Source organism: Pseudomonas sp. Leaf129 (assembly GCF_001423465.1).
GTDB classification, from domain to species: domain Bacteria; phylum Pseudomonadota; class Gammaproteobacteria; order Pseudomonadales; family Pseudomonadaceae; genus Aquipseudomonas; species Aquipseudomonas coleopterorum.
The window spans coordinates 395,534-410,707 of record NZ_LMOC01000007.1 but is presented as its reverse complement, the minus strand read 5'-3'; the positions used below and the strand labels follow the sequence as shown (position 1 = coordinate 410,707).

At 62.2% G+C, this 15,174-nt stretch carries 12 protein-coding genes; 3 read left to right on the top strand and 9 right to left on the bottom strand.

Going from position 1 to position 15,174, the window contains the following annotated elements:
- Positions 1-163: 163 nt before the first annotated feature.
- Complete coding sequence (locus ASF66_RS13475; RefSeq protein ID WP_056844200.1) at positions 164-2,629, top strand: two-partner secretion domain-containing protein; 2,466 nt, start codon at positions 164-166, stop codon at positions 2,627-2,629.
- Between the two features lie 14 nt (positions 2,630-2,643).
- Here the strand turns inward: ASF66_RS13475 and ASF66_RS13470 are convergent, their stop codons facing one another.
- On the bottom strand, positions 2,644-2,955 hold the full coding sequence (locus ASF66_RS13470; RefSeq protein WP_049861261.1) for a Nif3-like dinuclear metal center hexameric protein: 312 nt from the start codon (positions 2,953-2,955) through the stop codon (positions 2,644-2,646).
- Positions 2,956-2,958: 3 nt separating this feature from the next.
- Positions 2,959-6,858, bottom strand: a complete 3,900-nt coding sequence (gene purL / locus ASF66_RS13465) for a phosphoribosylformylglycinamidine synthase (protein WP_056844199.1) — start codon at positions 6,856-6,858, stop codon at positions 2,959-2,961.
- 217 nt (positions 6,859-7,075) lie between these two features.
- Between purL and mltF the strand changes: the two genes are divergently transcribed.
- Entirely contained in the window at positions 7,076-8,536 is a 1,461-nt protein-coding gene (mltF, locus tag ASF66_RS13460; RefSeq protein WP_056844198.1) for a membrane-bound lytic murein transglycosylase MltF, read from the top strand.
- Between the two features lie 72 nt (positions 8,537-8,608).
- On the opposite strand, the gene tadA is transcribed toward mltF, so the two are convergent.
- The 4 genes from tadA to ASF66_RS13440 form a co-directional block, all read right to left on the bottom strand.
- Positions 8,609-9,091: a tRNA adenosine(34) deaminase TadA gene (gene tadA / locus ASF66_RS13455; protein ID WP_269082580.1), complete on the bottom strand. Its 483-nt coding sequence runs from the start codon at positions 9,089-9,091 to the stop codon at positions 8,609-8,611.
- A 3-nt stretch (positions 9,092-9,094) separates the two neighbouring features.
- A complete protein-coding gene (locus tag ASF66_RS13450) occupies positions 9,095-10,468 on the bottom strand; it encodes a multicopper oxidase family protein (protein ID WP_056844197.1) in 1,374 nt (457 codons plus the stop codon).
- Between the two features lie 246 nt (positions 10,469-10,714).
- Positions 10,715-12,319 (bottom strand): membrane-targeted effector domain-containing toxin, encoded by a 1,605-nt coding sequence (locus ASF66_RS13445; protein ID WP_056844196.1) that lies wholly within the window; start codon positions 12,317-12,319, stop codon positions 10,715-10,717.
- A 24-nt stretch (positions 12,320-12,343) separates the two neighbouring features.
- Entirely contained in the window at positions 12,344-13,351 is a 1,008-nt protein-coding gene (locus tag ASF66_RS13440; protein WP_156463189.1) for a dermonecrotic toxin domain-containing protein, read from the bottom strand.
- A 112-nt stretch (positions 13,352-13,463) separates the two neighbouring features.
- Between ASF66_RS13440 and ASF66_RS13435 the strand changes: the two genes are divergently transcribed.
- On the top strand, positions 13,464-13,835 hold the full coding sequence (locus tag ASF66_RS13435) for a PH domain-containing protein (protein WP_056844194.1): 372 nt from the start codon (positions 13,464-13,466) through the stop codon (positions 13,833-13,835).
- 67 nt (positions 13,836-13,902) lie between these two features.
- On the opposite strand, the gene ASF66_RS13430 is transcribed toward ASF66_RS13435, so the two are convergent.
- The 3 genes from ASF66_RS13430 to ASF66_RS13420 all read right to left on the bottom strand — a co-directional run bounded on the left by ASF66_RS13430 (position 13,903) and on the right by ASF66_RS13420 (position 15,099).
- A complete protein-coding gene (locus ASF66_RS13430) occupies positions 13,903-14,322 on the bottom strand; it encodes a type II toxin-antitoxin system VapC family toxin (protein WP_056844193.1) in 420 nt (139 codons plus the stop codon).
- The gene (locus ASF66_RS13425) at positions 14,319-14,573 is read right to left on the bottom strand and encodes a FitA-like ribbon-helix-helix domain-containing protein (protein WP_056844192.1); all 255 of its coding nucleotides are present in this window, start codon (positions 14,571-14,573) and stop codon (positions 14,319-14,321) included. Before ASF66_RS13425 ends, ASF66_RS13430 begins: the two co-directional genes overlap by 4 nt.
- Positions 14,574-14,910: 337 nt before the next feature.
- Positions 14,911-15,099: a hypothetical protein gene (locus ASF66_RS13420; protein WP_056844191.1), complete on the bottom strand. Its 189-nt coding sequence runs from the start codon at positions 15,097-15,099 to the stop codon at positions 14,911-14,913.
- Between the last annotated feature and the right edge of the window lie 75 nt (positions 15,100-15,174).

Here is a 15,174-nt window from a genome sequence, read left to right as displayed (position 1 = left end):
GGTTGCACACCTCTCTGCGGCCTGACAATCGTTTAGGCCGCATCCTACTGGGCGCTGCGCGCAGTCCGCCTGTCGCATCGCGCCCACCCTTCCTAAGGTAATCCACTGTGCATCGGCGATCGGTCGCTGCACAGACCAATCCTGGACCTAAGGAAAGACCTCGATGACCCACGCCTCAAAACACTTACGCCACCTGAACCCACGCTCACTGCCGTTGGCCATCGCCGCTGCGCTGCTGGTGCCTTGCTCATACGCCGGCGCCGATGGCCTGACAGCATTCGATGGGGCCGCTGCGAAGCCAACCATCCACATCGACCGTACCGTGCCGGTGATCGACATTGTCGCGCCCAACCAGGCGGGCCTCTCGCATAACGTCTACAGCGAATACAACGTAGGCACCGAGGGTGTGGTGCTCAACAACAGCGTGGTGGCCGGGCACAGTGAACTGGCCGGCGCGATGCACGCCAACCCGCAATTGGGTGGCACGGCCGCCAGCACCATCCTCAACGAAGTGGTCGGGCACAACCGCTCCAACATCAACGGCCCACAAGTGGTCTTCGGCGCGGCGGCAGACTATGTGCTGGCCAACCCGAACGGCATCACCCTCAACGGCGCCAGCCTGGCCAATGTGCCGCGTGCAACCTTTGTGGTCGGTTCGCCCACGCTGCAGGATGGACAACTGCACCAGCTCGACACGCAAGCCGCCAAGGGCGTTCTGCGCGTGGACAAGAACGGGGTGAGCAACCTGGACGGCAGCCTTGCGCTGATCGCGCCCAGCATCGCCAGCAACGGCTCGATCCGTGCAGCTGGCGACGTTGACCTGTTGTTCGGCAGCAATGTCATCGATTACGCCAGCAACGAAGTCGTCAGCAGTACCCGCACGCCCAAGCGCATCGATGCCAACCTGCTCGGCGCCATGGACAGCGAGGGTCGCATCCGCCTCGTCAGCACCCACGAAGGCGCCGGTATCAAGATGCCGGGTGTCCAGATGAAGGCGGACAAAGGCATCAGCATCGCAGCCGCAGGCGATATCACCCTGCAGGGCCGCGCCAGCGGCGATGAACCGGCGCCACAGGCACGGCTCGACGCGGGCAACGCAGAGCTGAGGGTGAACAGCACGCAACAGCTCAACCTGGCCGACGCGCAGCTGCGCAGCCAAGGCGACATGTCCCTGACCGCGCATGCCCTGCGCAGCCAGGGCGTGGATGCCGTCGCCGAGGGCGCCTTGCGCATCCGAGCCAGCACGGCGAGAAACAACGCGGACCAGGCGCAGGTCAGCCGCTATCAAGGCAGCGAGGTGGATGTATCGATCGACGGCAACATCAACGACGTCGGAACGTCCTATGTCAGCACCACCGGCATGACCCGCATCACCGCCCAGAACCACGACCTCAAGGCCGCTGCGGACAAATCCGCCGAAGGTACGAGCCAGGCCAAGGTAGGGGTCATTGCCGGTAGCGCTGGCGTGGACATCCGGCTCAAGGGCGATGGCCACTACGAAGGCACAGCGTTCAGCAGTACCCAAGGGCCGATCGCCGTGAACGCCGGTGGCGCACTGTCGCTGAACCAGGCCAGCAACCACAGACAGTCCGTTGACGATCAGCGTACCCGCAACGAGCGCCAAGCCGTCGTGGCACGCTTCGACACACCTGGCGCGGTCACCCTGTCCGCTGGACGTGACGCCTTACTGACAGGCGTGCAAATCGGTTCGCAGGAGCAGAAGGTCGACACGCTGAACATTTCCGCAGGCGGAACATTGCTCAACCTGGCAGCCATCAACAAAGTGACCGCCACCGGCCATCACGTATCCAGCAGCGAGCAGGGTCTGCAGATGACCCAGACCGAGCAGGACAGCTATCGCCAAGTGCATTCGCAGTGGCGGGTTGCCAACGATGCCAACCTGAGCGCATCGGCGCGTCACAACCAGGCAATCACCCTGCAAGGCACCGAGCTCGATGCCGCCCGCATTCGACTCCAGGCTACCAATGGCGGCGTGCAACTTGAGGCTTCGACTCAGCGCACCCAGGCAGACGTGAAGACGTTCGGCATCGGCTCGTCCACCGGCGGCTCGCAACTGGCCATCACCCAGTACAAGGAAGACAGCAAGACCTATCGCAACGCCAAGCTGGTAGCCGATGCCGTCACTGTCGATACCCATGGCCAGCTGCGACTCAATGGTGCCGAAGTTCAGGCGCAGACGATCACGGGCAGCGTGGGCGGCAATCTGGTGGTCACCAGCCGCAGTGACGATGTGAAGGTGCTGAACGTGGAAGGACAAGCTCAACTGGGTGGCAAGATAGCGCCCGACACATTGGCCAGCGAGGCTGCACTGCTGGCCGGCAAATGGAATGAACCGGCAACCGCAGCCTTGCACGCCTATGGTCTGGCAGGTACAGGCAGCCTGATAGAGCAAGGCCGTTTCGATTTCAAGCGTACTGACCGGCAGGGCATTGCCCAGGCGTCCGCCTTGTCGGCCAGCGACGGCGTGAGTCTGAAGGTGGCTGGGGTAGTCGATCAGGCGCAGGAAACTCAAGGCGTGAACGAGCTGCAGAGTCACAACCTGGTGAACGTGCGCGGGGGCAATCTCGACATGGCCAAACGAGTGTACGGCCAGATGCGTCTGCGCTAAAGAACAGTGGCGGCTTACAGCTCGTGAAGCCGCCACACTTCATAGGCCGGCGTTTCGTAAGGGTGGGCAAGCTTGAGTGCTTGCACCACCTGTGCGATGAGCGGATCGGCCACGACCAGCTCGACCTTCCACTCTTCGACCTTTTCCACGACGTCCGCTTGTCCGCAAAAGGGTTGGCTACCTGCAAGCGGCCGAAACTGGCCCTGCCCCATCACCTGCCAAGCGCAGCTGTCGTAGGCGCCGATGCGACCGCCACCGGCGGCGAATACAGCGCTTTTGACAAGCTCGACATGGCTGTCGGGAACGAAGAAGGCCAGTTTGAACACGCTTTAGTCGACCCAGACACGGGCGTTGCGGAACATGCGCATCCAGGCACCGTCCTCGTTCCACTCCTCAGGCTTCCAGGAGTTCTGCACCGCACGGAAGACCCGCTCCGGGTGCGGCATCATGATGGTCACGCGGCCGTCGCGGCTGGTCAACCCGGTGATCCCGCGCGGSGAGCCGTTCGGGTTGGCCGGGTATTGCTCGGTGACCTTGCCGTGGTTGTCGACGAAGCGCAGGGCCACACAGCCCGATACATCGGCTTGCAGCAAGGCGTCGGCCGAAGCGAATTCGGCGTGGCCTTCACCGTGGGCGATGGCGATCGGCATGCGCGAACCGGCCATGCCCTGCAGGAAGATCGAATTGGATTCCTGCACCTGGACCATCGCAACGCGCGCTTCGAACTGCTCGGAACGGTTGCGCACGAAGTGCGGCCAGAACTCGCTGCCCGGAATCAGTTCGTGCAGGTTGGACATCATCTGGCAACCGTTGCACACGCCGAGGGTGAAGCTGTCACTGCGCTCGAAGTACTGCTGGAACGCATCACGGGCACGGGCGTTGAACAGTGCCGACTTGGCCCAGCCCTCACCGGCACCCAGCACGTCACCGTAGGAGAAGCCGCCGCAGGCGACCAGGCCTTTGAACTCGTTGAGATCGACACGGCCGGCAAGAATATCGCTCATGTGCACGTCGATGGCATTGAAGCCGGCACGGTCGAAGGCTGCGGCCATCTCGACCTGGCCATTGACGCCCTGCTCGCGCAGCACGGCCACCTGTGGACGGACCCCCCTCTTGATGTACGGCGCAGCGATGTCTTCGTTGACGTCGTAGCTGAGGTTGAAGCTCAGGCCTGGGTTGTCTTCTTCGAGCAGCGCATCGAATTCCTGATCGGCGCCGACGGCGTTGTCGCGCAGTCGCTGGATCTGGTAGCTGGTCTCGGCCCACTGGCGTTGCAGCAGACGGCGCTCGCCGCTGAACAGCACCTCGTCGTGGTAGCGGATGTTCACCGCACCGTTGTTGATCGGCTGGCCGATCACCGCGACGCAGTCATTACCCAGGCCCGCAGCGCTGAACTGCGCCAGGATCATCGGCGTGGCGTCCTGACGGACCTGGATCACTGCGCCCAGCTCTTCGTTGAACAGCACTGCGCCCACTTCCTCGCGGCTGTGCGCCACGGTGGCCAGTTGCAGGTTGAGCCCGCAATGACCGGCGAAGGCCATTTCCACCACGCTGGCCAGCAGGCCACCGTCGGAACGGTCATGATAGGCCAGCAGGTGGCCGTCGGCGTTGAGGCCCTGGATCACGGCGAAGAATGCCTTGAGGTCTTCGGCATCGTCGACGTCCGGTGCCCGGTTGGCCAACTTGCCATGCGCCTGAGCCAGGATCGAGGCGCCCATGCGGTTCTGACCACGACCCAGGTCGATGAGGATGAGGTCGGTTTCGCCCTTGTCCATGCGCAGTTGCGGGGTCAGGGTCTTGCGGATGTCGACCACCGGAGCGAAGCCGGTGATGATCAACGACATCGGTGAGGTCACGCTCTTGTCGGTGCCCTCCTCGCTCCATTTGGTCTTCATGGACATGGAGTCCTTGCCGACCGGAATGGTGATGCCCAGCGCCGGGCACAACTGCATGCCGACCGCTTGCACGGCGTCGTACAGACGCGCGTCTTCACCTGGATGGCCAGCCGCGGACATCCAGTTGGCCGACAGCTTTATGTCGGAGATTTTCGCGATGCTCGATGCGGCGATGTTGGTCAGGGTTTCGCCGACCGCCATACGGGCCGAGGCCGGGGCGTCGAGCAACGCCAGTGGCGTGCGTTCGCCCATGGCCATGGCTTCGCCGCTGTAGACGTCGAAACTGGTGGCGGTGACGGCGACGTCGGCCACCGGTACCTGCCACGGGCCGACCATCTGGTCGCGTGCCACCAGGCCGGTGATGGTGCGGTCCCCGATGGTGATCAGGAAGCTCTTGCTGGCCACGGCCGGGTGATGCAGCACGCGCTCGATGGAATCGGCCAGGTCCAGCTGGGCCGGGTCGAAGTCGTCACCCAGCGCCTGCTCGCGCACGGCACTGCGGTGCATGCGTGGCGCCTTGCCCAGCAGCACTTCGAGTGGCATGTCGACCGGGCTGTTGCCGAAGTGGCTGTCGGTGACGGTCAATTGCGGCTCTGCGGTGGCCTCGCCGACGACGGCGAACGGGCAGCGCTCACGCTCGCAGATGGCCTGGAACCGCTCGAAGTCGGCCGCATCGACGGCCAGCACGTAACGTTCCTGGGATTCGTTGCTCCAGATTTCCAGCGGGGCCATGCCCGGCTCGTCGTTGGGCACGTTGCGCAGTTCGAAGCGACCGCCGCGGCCACCGTCGTTCACCAGCTCGGGGAACGCGTTGGACAGACCGCCCGCGCCCACGTCGTGGATGAAGCTGATGGGGTTCTTGTCGCCGAGCTGCCAGCAACGGTCGATGACCTCCTGGCAGCGACGCTCCATTTCCGGGTTTTCGCGCTGTACCGACGCGAAGTCCAGGTCGGCCGAGCTGGTGCCGGTGGCCATGGAGGAGGCGGCGCCGCCGCCCAGGCCGATGAGCATGGCCGGGCCACCGAGCACGATCAATTTGGACCCGACGGTGATCTCGCCTTTCTGTACATGCTCTTCGCGGATGTTGCCCATGCCGCCGGCGAGCATGATCGGCTTGTGATAGCCGCGCACTTCCTCACCATGGGGGGTGTCGATGCTTTGCTCGAAGGTGCGGAAGTAGCCGGTCAGGGCCGGGCGACCGAATTCATTGTTGAACGCCGCGCCGCCCAGAGGACCGTCGATCATGATGTCGAGCGCAGTGACGATGCGCTCGGGCTTGCCGTAGGGTTTTTCCCACGGCTGCTCGAAGCCCGGAATGTTCAGGTTGGACACGGTGAAACCGGTCAGGCCCGCCTTGGGCTTGGCGCCACGGCCAGTCGCGCCTTCGTCGCGGATCTCACCGCCAGACCCGGTGGAGGCACCTGGAAACGGCGCGATCGCCGTAGGATGGTTGTGGGTTTCCACCTTCATCAGGATGTGCACCGGCTCCTGCACCGCGCCGTACTGGCGGGTTTCAGGGTTCGGGAAGAAGCGCCCGGCCACGCTGCCGACGATGACCGAAGCGTTGTCCTTGTACGCCGAGAGCACGCCTTCGCTGTGCATCTGGTAGGTGTTCTTGATCATGCCGAACAGGCTTTTTTCCTGGCTCTGGCCGTCGATGTCCCAACTGGCGTTGAAAATCTTGTGGCGGCAGTGCTCGGAGTTGGCCTGGGCGAACATCATCAGTTCGATGTCGTGCGGATTGCGCGCCAGCCCCTGGAAACTGCTAACCAGGTAATCGATTTCGTCTTCGGCCAGGGCCAGACCCAGTTCGACGTTGGCCTTTTCCAGCGCGGCACGACCGCCACCCAGGATGTCTACGGCGGTGAGCGGCTTGGGTTCGGCATGACGGAACAGGCCGGCGGCCTCTTCCAGACGGGACAGCACCACCTGAGTCATGCGGTCATGCAGTACGGCGCCGATCAGCTCGGCGTCAGCCTCGCTGAAATCACCAGACACATAAAAGGCAATGCCGCGCTCCAGACGTTGAACCTGGGTCAGGCCGCAGTTGTGGGCGATATCGCTGGCCTTGCTCGACCATGGCGAGATGGTGCCGAAACGCGGCAGCACCAGGAACAGCCGCCCGGTGGGCTCCTGAACCGGAACGCTGGGGCCGTATTTGAGCAGACGGGCAAGGACTTGCTGGTCGTCGCTGGCCAGCTCGCCTTCGACTTCGGCGAAGTGGGCGAATTCAGCATACAGGCCAGTAACAGCGGGGACCTTCTGGCTCAGTTGCTCGAGTAATTTACCGTGGCGAAAGGCAGAAAGGGCAGGAGCGCCGCGCAGGATCAACATCGTCGGGACAGCCTCGAAAGGGGGTGTGCTTGGAGGCCGTGCATTCTAGCCTAAACCGTTGCGCTAGGCACCCGACGGATGGAAAACACCGCGTTCGTTCGTCAGATCCCGCAGGACGGGCGGTCGAGGGGTGGCCACGCAGGTCTGGCAGCTCTAGCAGACTCCCCTACATACTGTCGAGATATGGCTGACGCGGCCGTTTGCGTATACTGCACCCATGCTCACCCAGACCGTCTTACGCTCGCGCTGCGCCAAATGGCTCTTCGCAACCGGACTTCTCCTGCTGCTCAGTGGCTGTGTTGATAAACCCAGCACGCTCGAGCGGGTCAAGGAGGACGGCGTGCTGCGCGTCATAACCCGCAACAGCCCGGCGACCTATTTCCAGGATCGCAACGGTGAAACCGGCTTCGAATACGAGCTGGTCAAGCGTTTCGCCGATGACCTGGGGGTCGAGCTCAAGATCGAAACCGCCGACAACCTCGACGACATCTTCGCCGGCCTGAGCCAGCCACAGGGCCCGGTGCTGGCAGCCGCTGGCCTGGTCACCAGCGAGGTGCGGGAGAAACAGGCGCGCTTCTCGCACCCTTACCTGGAAGTGACGCCGCAGGTCATCTATCGCAACGGCCAGAACCGACCCACCGATGCCGCCGAGCTGGTCGGCAAGAAGATCATGGTGCTCAAGGGCAGCAGCCACGCCGAGCAGCTGGCCAAGCTGAAGCTGCAGTATCCGGCCCTTGAATACGAAGAGTCCGATGCGGTCGAGGTGGTGGATCTGCTGCGCATGGTCGACGAAGGGCAGATCGACCTGACCCTGGTCGACTCCAACGAAGTGGCCATGAACCAGGTGTATTTCCCCAATGTGCGGGTCGCCTTCGACCTGGGCGATGGCCGCGATCAGCGCTGGGCCGTGGCCAGCGGTGAGGACAACAGCCTGCTAGACGAGGTCAACCGCTTCATCGACAAGGTCAAGGGCAACGGCACCCTGCAGCGACTCAAGGATCGCTACTACGGCCATGTCGACGTCCTGGGCTACGTTGGCGCCTACACCTTCGCCCAGCACCTGCAGCAACGTCTGCCCAAGTTCGAGAAAACCTTCCAGTCCTCCGCCAAGCAGGAAAAGGTCGACTGGCGGCTGCTGGCAGCCATCGGCTATCAGGAGTCCATGTGGCAGGCCAGCGTGACCTCCAAGACCGGCGTGCGCGGCTTGATGATGCTGACCCAGAACACTGCCCAAGCCATGGGCGTGAGCAACCGCCTGGACCCCAAGCAAAGCATTAACGGCGGTGCCAAGTACTTTGCCTACGTCAAGGACCAGCTCGACGCCAGCATCGAGGAGCCCGATCGGACCTGGTTCGCGCTGGCGGCCTACAACATTGGCGGCGGTCATCTGGACGACGCGCGCAAACTGGCCGAAGGCGAAGGGTTGAACCCGAACAAATGGCTGGACGTGAAGAAGATGCTGCCGCGCCTGGCGCAGAAGAAGTGGTACAGCAAGACTCGCTACGGCTACGCCCGCGGTGGTGAGCCGGTGCACTTCGTCGCCAACATCCGCCGCTATTACGACATTCTCACCTGGGTGACCCAGCCCCAGCTCGAAGGCAGCCAGGTTGCCGATGGCAACCTGCATGTGCCGGGTGTCGACCAGTCAAAGCCCGCACAGCAGACGCCACCCCTCTAAAAGCACGCGGTGATCTTGTGGGAGCGGGCTCTGCCCGCGAAAAAGCCCTCGGCAGCACTCCCTCCCCGAATCTCAGCCCTTCGCCCGTCGCGCCCTGAAAAATTCGCTCAAGATAGCCCCGCATTCTTCAGCCAACACCCCCCCCTCCACCACCAGCCGGTGGTTCAGAAAGCCCTGATTGAAGAACTGCCCCTGGCTCTGCACGACACCGGCCTTGGGTTCGAGCGCACCGAACACCACCCGTGCGATGCGCGAATGCACGATAAGCCCCGCACACATGCTGCAAGGCTCCAGGGTGACATAGAGCGTGCTGCCCGGCAGCCGATAGTTCTGCACCGCTTGCGCTGCGTTGCGGATCGCGACCATCTCGGCGTGGGCGCTGGGGTCATGGCCGCTGATCGGGCAATTGAATCCGCGCCCGACGATCTCACCCTGCTGCACCAGAACCGCGCCCACCGGCACCTCGCCCAGCGCCGCGCCCTGGGCTGCCAAGGCCAGGGCCTCGGCCATGAAGAACTGATCGCGGCTGCGATCGATGATCTGTGCGTACTTCAACGTTCAGGCAACCTCTATTGCGGCCATGAGTCCGGTTTCCATGTGGTCGATCACATGGCAGTGGAACATCCAGATACCCGGATTATCCGCTACCAGGGCCACTTGGGCACGTTCGTTCTTGCCCAGGAGGAACGTGTCAGTGAAGTACGGAATGATCTTGCGCCGATTGGACGCGATCACCTTGAAACTCATGCCGTGCAAGTGAATGGGGTGCTGATACTGCGTCATGTTCTTCAGCTCCAGCACGTAGCTCTTGCCCAACTGCATCTTGGCAATGGGGCGATCGGCGCAGGTCTTGTCGGTGATATCCCAGGCGATGCCGTTGATCTGCCACAGGCTGGGCGGCTTGCCTTCGGTGGTGTCGGACACCTCGCCCACCCATTCGAAGTTGAAATTGAGCTTCTCGGCGTTGGCCAAGTCCGGTTCAGCGATGGGGTTGGCGGGCAAGGCAGGTGGCCAGTCGCTGGCCGCTGCCTCGGCCGGCACCGAGCGCAGCGTGCCCAGACGCACCGAGCCATCGCGGATAGCGATCTCTTCACCGGCAGGCGGCATCTTGACCGCAAGGCAGACGCGCATGCCGGGGCCCATCCAGTAATCCTTGCCGAACGCACGGGGCTCGATCGGGTTGCCGTCCAGCGCATACAGGCGCATCTCGGCGTCACCACGGAAATTCAGGCGGTAGGTGGCGGTGTTGTCCAGGTTCAGAATGCGCACCCGGACGATCTGCCCGGCCGGCAGATCGATGGTTCCCCGATGCACACCGTTGATCGTCGAGAGTCGCCCCAGAGTGCCGTTTCGCGCCGCTTCACGGGGAATGCTGAACGGCAGGAACGCGCCCTCCTCGTCCACGTGCCAGTTCTTCAGATTGAGTACCGCCTCGTGAGCGAAACCGGTCGGCTCGCGCTCCTCGACGATCAACGGGCCGACCAAGCCCCGGCCCAGTTCCTCGCTGCTGGCGACATGGGGGTGATACCAGTAGCTGCCGGCGTCGGGTACGCGGAAGCGGTAATCGAAGTATTCACCGGGCTTTACCGGCAGCTGCGACACGTAGGGCACGCCGTCCATGTCCAGCGGCAGGCGGATGCCGTGCCAGTGAATGGTGGTCTCTACCGGCAACTGGTTGATGAAGCGCACACGCAACCATTCACCCTGGCGCACGCGCAGTTCCTGGCCGGGCGCCGAACCGCCGAAGGCCCAGGCGGGGGTCTGATGGCCTGCCACCAGCTCGACGTCGAGCGGCGCGGCGATCAACTGATAATCGACACCGGCCTGGTCGACCGGCGTTCCCAGCCAGTAGCGGGCAGCACCACCGGCACCCACACCGACCGCCACCACGCCAGCCAGGCCACCGAGAAATCGTCGACGAGTGAAAGACATGGGGACGGCACCTGCTCAATGAACGCGAAAGGCCGACACGATACACCTGCAATTGAGAAAGATTAAGAGTTGAACTGCCGCGCGGTGGGGTGCCTGCAGGCCGAAGTGCGTCTCGCACCGCGCCCCTGTAGCAGCGGCGCGAGCCGCGTCTGGCCTTACCGAGCAGTGCCAGACAAACCGCATGCGCCGCCGATTCGGCTTGCACCGTTGCTACAGAGCCGGACGAGCCGCATGCGTACTGGCGCGTCAGGGTCTGATGACCCCCGGGGGTGCCAACGAGGGATCCAGGTAGGTGAACGGCGCCTCGCGCACCTTCAATGCCAGGCGCCAGTCTGCCTTGACCACACCATCGGGGTGGCCCATGGATGGCAGATAATATTCGCCAGGATCCAAGGTGATACGGGTCTGCTGACCGGCACCTGCATCGACGATACGCAGCGCCGTTACATCGTGCAGCTGCGCGAGCCCCGGAACGCCTTTATAGGTGGAAGCATGGGTGTCGCCGACCAGAGCGATCCACTTGCCGCTACCCGGCAACCCGCCACGCGCCGCGATGACGCGGCTGGCATGGTAGCTGAACACTTTGTGGCGCAGGGTGCCACCGACGTTGTAGAGGTCGTCCATGCCATCGAGTCGATAGCTGGCCGCGCAGTCCAGCGCGCGCACGTGGATGCCTTCGCCGCGCGCGGCCTGCACCAGCGTGGTGAAGTTGTAGCGTCGCGCGGGGTCGGTGTGGTGACCCAGATCCTGGTCACGCAGGTAATCCTGTAGTTGGCTGGGCAAACGGCCATCGCTGGCGACCTGATCGAGTTCGGCCTGATGCAGATCGGTCATCAGGTGCTCCATGTACAGGGTTTCCACGCCGTCCCTGGCCAGCGCCGGCATGTTTTCGATCAAAAACCGCTTGCTGGCGATGGCTTGATGGGACTCACCGATGACCAAGCCCCTGGACTCCTCCAACAGCCGACGCACGGCAATATACGGCGGCAGTGAAGGATCAGGCACCGGCACGGGCGATCTGCCAGGCGAGCGCCACTGAGCAATGAAGGCGTTGGCATCTTCGATCAACTCGGCGCGCAGCTTGTTGAGGCTGTCGAGCACAGGGTTGAGGGGTGTATAGGGATCGAAATAGTCACCCGAAAGCATCTTTCGAAACTGATCGCTCAACAGCTCACGTGTTGCGGCCCGAGCCACCAGTGGTACTTCATAGCGAGTCGGCGAGCGCTCGAACTGGACGTAGCTGACCGGTGGCGGCTCCAGCTCGACTTCTCCCGAAACGCTCATGCAGCCACCGCCACCTCGCAGACAACCGGGAGGCGTCAGTTCCCATTCCAGTTGCTCGTTGAAGCGCACCGGATAGTTGCCGGTGAAGGCAAAGGGTCGTTGTGGATCAATGATCAACCAGCAACGCAGATTCGTATCGTAGCGCGCGCGATAGAGGTTGCCACGCAAACGGATCGTCGGCTGGCCTCCTACATCCAACAAGCCTTGAGTGTCCGGCAGCAGCGGCGTTTGCTCCGCTGCATGCCCCGGGGCCTGCAACGGCTCCAAATCACCGATGTCCGGTACCTGCGCAGGAATCAACAATGTCGTGTTGAGCAACAGTTCGATGCCGCTGACGATCGAAGCGTAGAGCGCAGAGCGTCGATCGGCCGTTTGTGCAGCGTTCACCGCCCGCTCCACGTTCAGCGCAAAGCGTCCGGCACTGGCCAATACCACAATCAACGCGATCGGCCAGTTGACCATGGCCGCCGAACCGAACAGGTGCGCGCCGGCGCCCAGATAACCGATCCATAGCTGCTTGCGCAGCTCGCTGTTGCTGTGCAGTTGCAGTCGGGCCTCGGCTTCCATCTGTTCGCGAGTCCGCGTGCGCAGTCAGTGCGCTGCATCGATTGCAATGGGCGGCCACGCCACCTTGGCAGCGAACTGCTTCATTGGTTTCTTTGCCAACAACGCGAGACTGCGTGTGCGCGCCAGCGCCGCAGCAGGCTCCAGAAGCCTTCCGTGATCGAGCAGCCGCTCGCGACTCTGCACATTCTGCAGCTGCTGGTACAACCATTTCTCGACCGCCGCATGGTCGGCAAACGCTTGAAACGCGGTATCGCGGCCCGCTAGATACAGCAAGCGCTCTCCAGTCGGTCTGTTGAAACACAGCACGCTGGTGAACGCGTGGCCGGCAATCTGCAGCGCGTCGACGGTCACACTTCCGATCGGCAGCCGCTGGCCGCTCAGATCGCCCAGCGTCGGCGCCATGGCATCTGCGCATCCCATGCCATCGAACACCCATTGCACCTGCGGGCGCGTGAGCTTACCGGCCTGGCACGCTTCGATGGCGGCGCTCAGGCAATTGATCCGTATCAGCGTTGATACGCCTTGCTCGTTGTCGGTCCAGAATTTCGTCAGCACCGCTTGATAAGACGCAGCAAAATCGACCTTCCATAGCGCGCTCAACACCTTGTCGGGCTCCAGCCGCACCTCGTTACGCTCATCGAACCACTGCGCCTGTGCATTTGCGGTGTAGAACCCGCCCATCACATGCAGCAAATCGGCGTTGTCCTGATCGCTTGCGCGAAACCTCTGCATCAGCAGTTCAGTGAACGTCATCGTCTCGCTCGGCGGCCCCTTGTGCGCATAGCCGCTGAACGAACGATGGCTGGATTGAGCGTTGTCGAAACGATGCCAGTAGAAAGTGTCGGGATGGGCATCGACGCCCATGGAGGTGAGCAACCGAGTGGCAGCAGCTACCGCCATCTCGTGGAGATCGGGCAACTGCTCGGTTAGTTGCTGAGCAAGGGCAGCGAGAGCGCCGCTTGCTTGCGTATCAGAATGTGCATCAGTCATGTCGAAGTGATCGGTTGCTGAAAGGGCCGCGAGTATGGCCATTGCTTCAGAACCGCCTGGCCTACATATTTGGCCTCACGCTGCAGGCGCCCCCTTGTCAGCGCCATCATCAGGGTAAACTTCGGTAACCCCCCTCCTCGCAGGATTCCACGCCATGATCGACTTCAACAACAAAGGCTTCTTCAAACTCAAGCAGAACGCCGAATACGGCGAACGCGTCACCGCGCTGTTGCTGGACGACGAGCACGTGGTCGACGCCTACAAGTCGATGCGTGACGGCGTGGTGTTCACCAACAAGCGCATCATTGCCGTGAACGTGCAGGGCCTGACCGGCAGCAAGAAGGATTTCACCTCCCTGCCCTACAAGAACATCGTGGCGTACTCGATCGAGACCTCGGGCACGTTCGATCTGGATTCGGAGCTGGAGGTGTATTTCTCGGCGCTGGGGAAGGTGCGGTTCGAGTTCTCAGGGAAGACGTCGATGGTGGAGATTTCGCGGTTGATTGGGGGGTATGTGTTGAAGTGAGTTGATCAGGAGTCGGCCGCGGCGACCCAGGTTTTCCATCATTTCATGGCATAAGAGCAAGGCGTCTTTACAGCGCCCAAGGATCGATGACCGTCAGGCCAGCAGCCCGGAACGGATGAGTATCGCGAGTGGCGACGATGAATCCATTGGCCAGGGCGACCGCAGCGATGCACGCATCGGCAGCTTCAATCCCACTACCGGCCTTTCGAGCCGTGGCCAGCACCTCGGCGTAAGCCTGTGTGCAGGCCAGATCAAAAGGCAGAACGCGCCCAACGAACATGGGCAGCACCTGTTTTTCAAGACTTTCGTGCAGCGTCGAACGGCGTCGCCCAACCGGCATCAACGCTATACCCGCACGTAGCTCAGCCACGGTCATGGCGGACAGATAAAGCGTTTCCAATGCCTGCTCGTCGATCCATTGAATGACGCACGCCGCAGGCGAATGGCGTAGAGGCTCGGAAATTACATTCGTATCGAGCAGGATCATTCGAAGCTCACTGCCCGGGCGGGGGCTTTATCGCGTGCGCTTTCGAAGCTGGCAAACTCTTCATCAGTCAACTTGACCTTGCGGCCGGTCTGGGCCAACAGCGAGCCCAGCTTCACCCGACCTTCCGGCTTCACGGCAGACTCGAGAATTTCCCGCATCTCGGCTTCGATGCTACGGCCATGTTGAGCGGCCCGCACACGAATAGCGCGATGGACCTCATCAGAAACATTTCGAACGGTAACGGATGGCATCTTTCATGCTCCCTGGTTGCTGCTATTGCTTGCACATTATCAACTTGCAAGCAATGGGACAACTGGTGGCATTTCGTTCCTTTGGCAATCCCACCTGCAGCGGCGACTGCAGCGCAAAGGAACCGTCGGGGCGTTCCGAGAAAATGCCGGCACTAAAAAGCCAAAAGCCCGCGATTACGCGGGCTTCAGGGCATTTCTTGCTAGTGGGTGCCGGGCAATGCCGGACGCGGGATCACTCCCACTCTATTATCAATAGAGGGCCGAAACCCCTAGATTTAGGGGTACGCAAAAGCGACGACAATTTTAAAACCATGAAAAATACCATACCAGTTAAAAATCAATTTTTATGGTCAGTGTCGTTATGAACCATCTTCACCATGGCGACGGCAGTGGAGAGTCGCCGCGTCAGCACGGCCAGTTCACCAGTGCAGCCCTCGCAACAGACTTCTGCATGCAATTCAATAGCGTACGTGGGATCAGCCCGGAAAACCTTGGCCATTGCTTCATCGTGACTACGATTTTTCATATCACCTCCAACAAGCAATGGTTTCGAGCTACTAGCGCATTTTATGATCAAGCAAGACTTTTCGTCAGCAGAGCC

Coding starts and splice junctions, on each gene's coding strand:
- ASF66_RS13475 (WP_056844200.1), top strand. CDS start 164: ATGACCCACGCCTCAAAACACTTACGCCACCTGAACCCACGCTCACTG.
- mltF (WP_056844198.1), top strand. CDS start 7,076: ATGCTCACCCAGACCGTCTTACGCTCGCGCTGCGCCAAATGGCTCTTC.
- ASF66_RS13450 (WP_056844197.1), bottom strand. CDS start 10,468: ATGTCTTTCACTCGTCGACGATTTCTCGGTGGCCTGGCTGGCGTGGTG.
- ASF66_RS13445 (WP_056844196.1), bottom strand. CDS start 12,319: ATGGAAGCCGAGGCCCGACTGCAACTGCACAGCAACAGCGAGCTGCGC.
- ASF66_RS13440 (WP_156463189.1), bottom strand. CDS start 13,351: ATGGCCATACTCGCGGCCCTTTCAGCAACCGATCACTTCGACATGACT.
- ASF66_RS13435 (WP_056844194.1), top strand. CDS start 13,464: ATGATCGACTTCAACAACAAAGGCTTCTTCAAACTCAAGCAGAACGCC.
- ASF66_RS13430 (WP_056844193.1), bottom strand. CDS start 14,322: ATGATCCTGCTCGATACGAATGTAATTTCCGAGCCTCTACGCCATTCG.
- ASF66_RS13425 (WP_056844192.1), bottom strand. CDS start 14,573: ATGCCATCCGTTACCGTTCGAAATGTTTCTGATGAGGTCCATCGCGCT.
- ASF66_RS13420 (WP_056844191.1), bottom strand. CDS start 15,099: ATGAAAAATCGTAGTCACGATGAAGCAATGGCCAAGGTTTTCCGGGCT.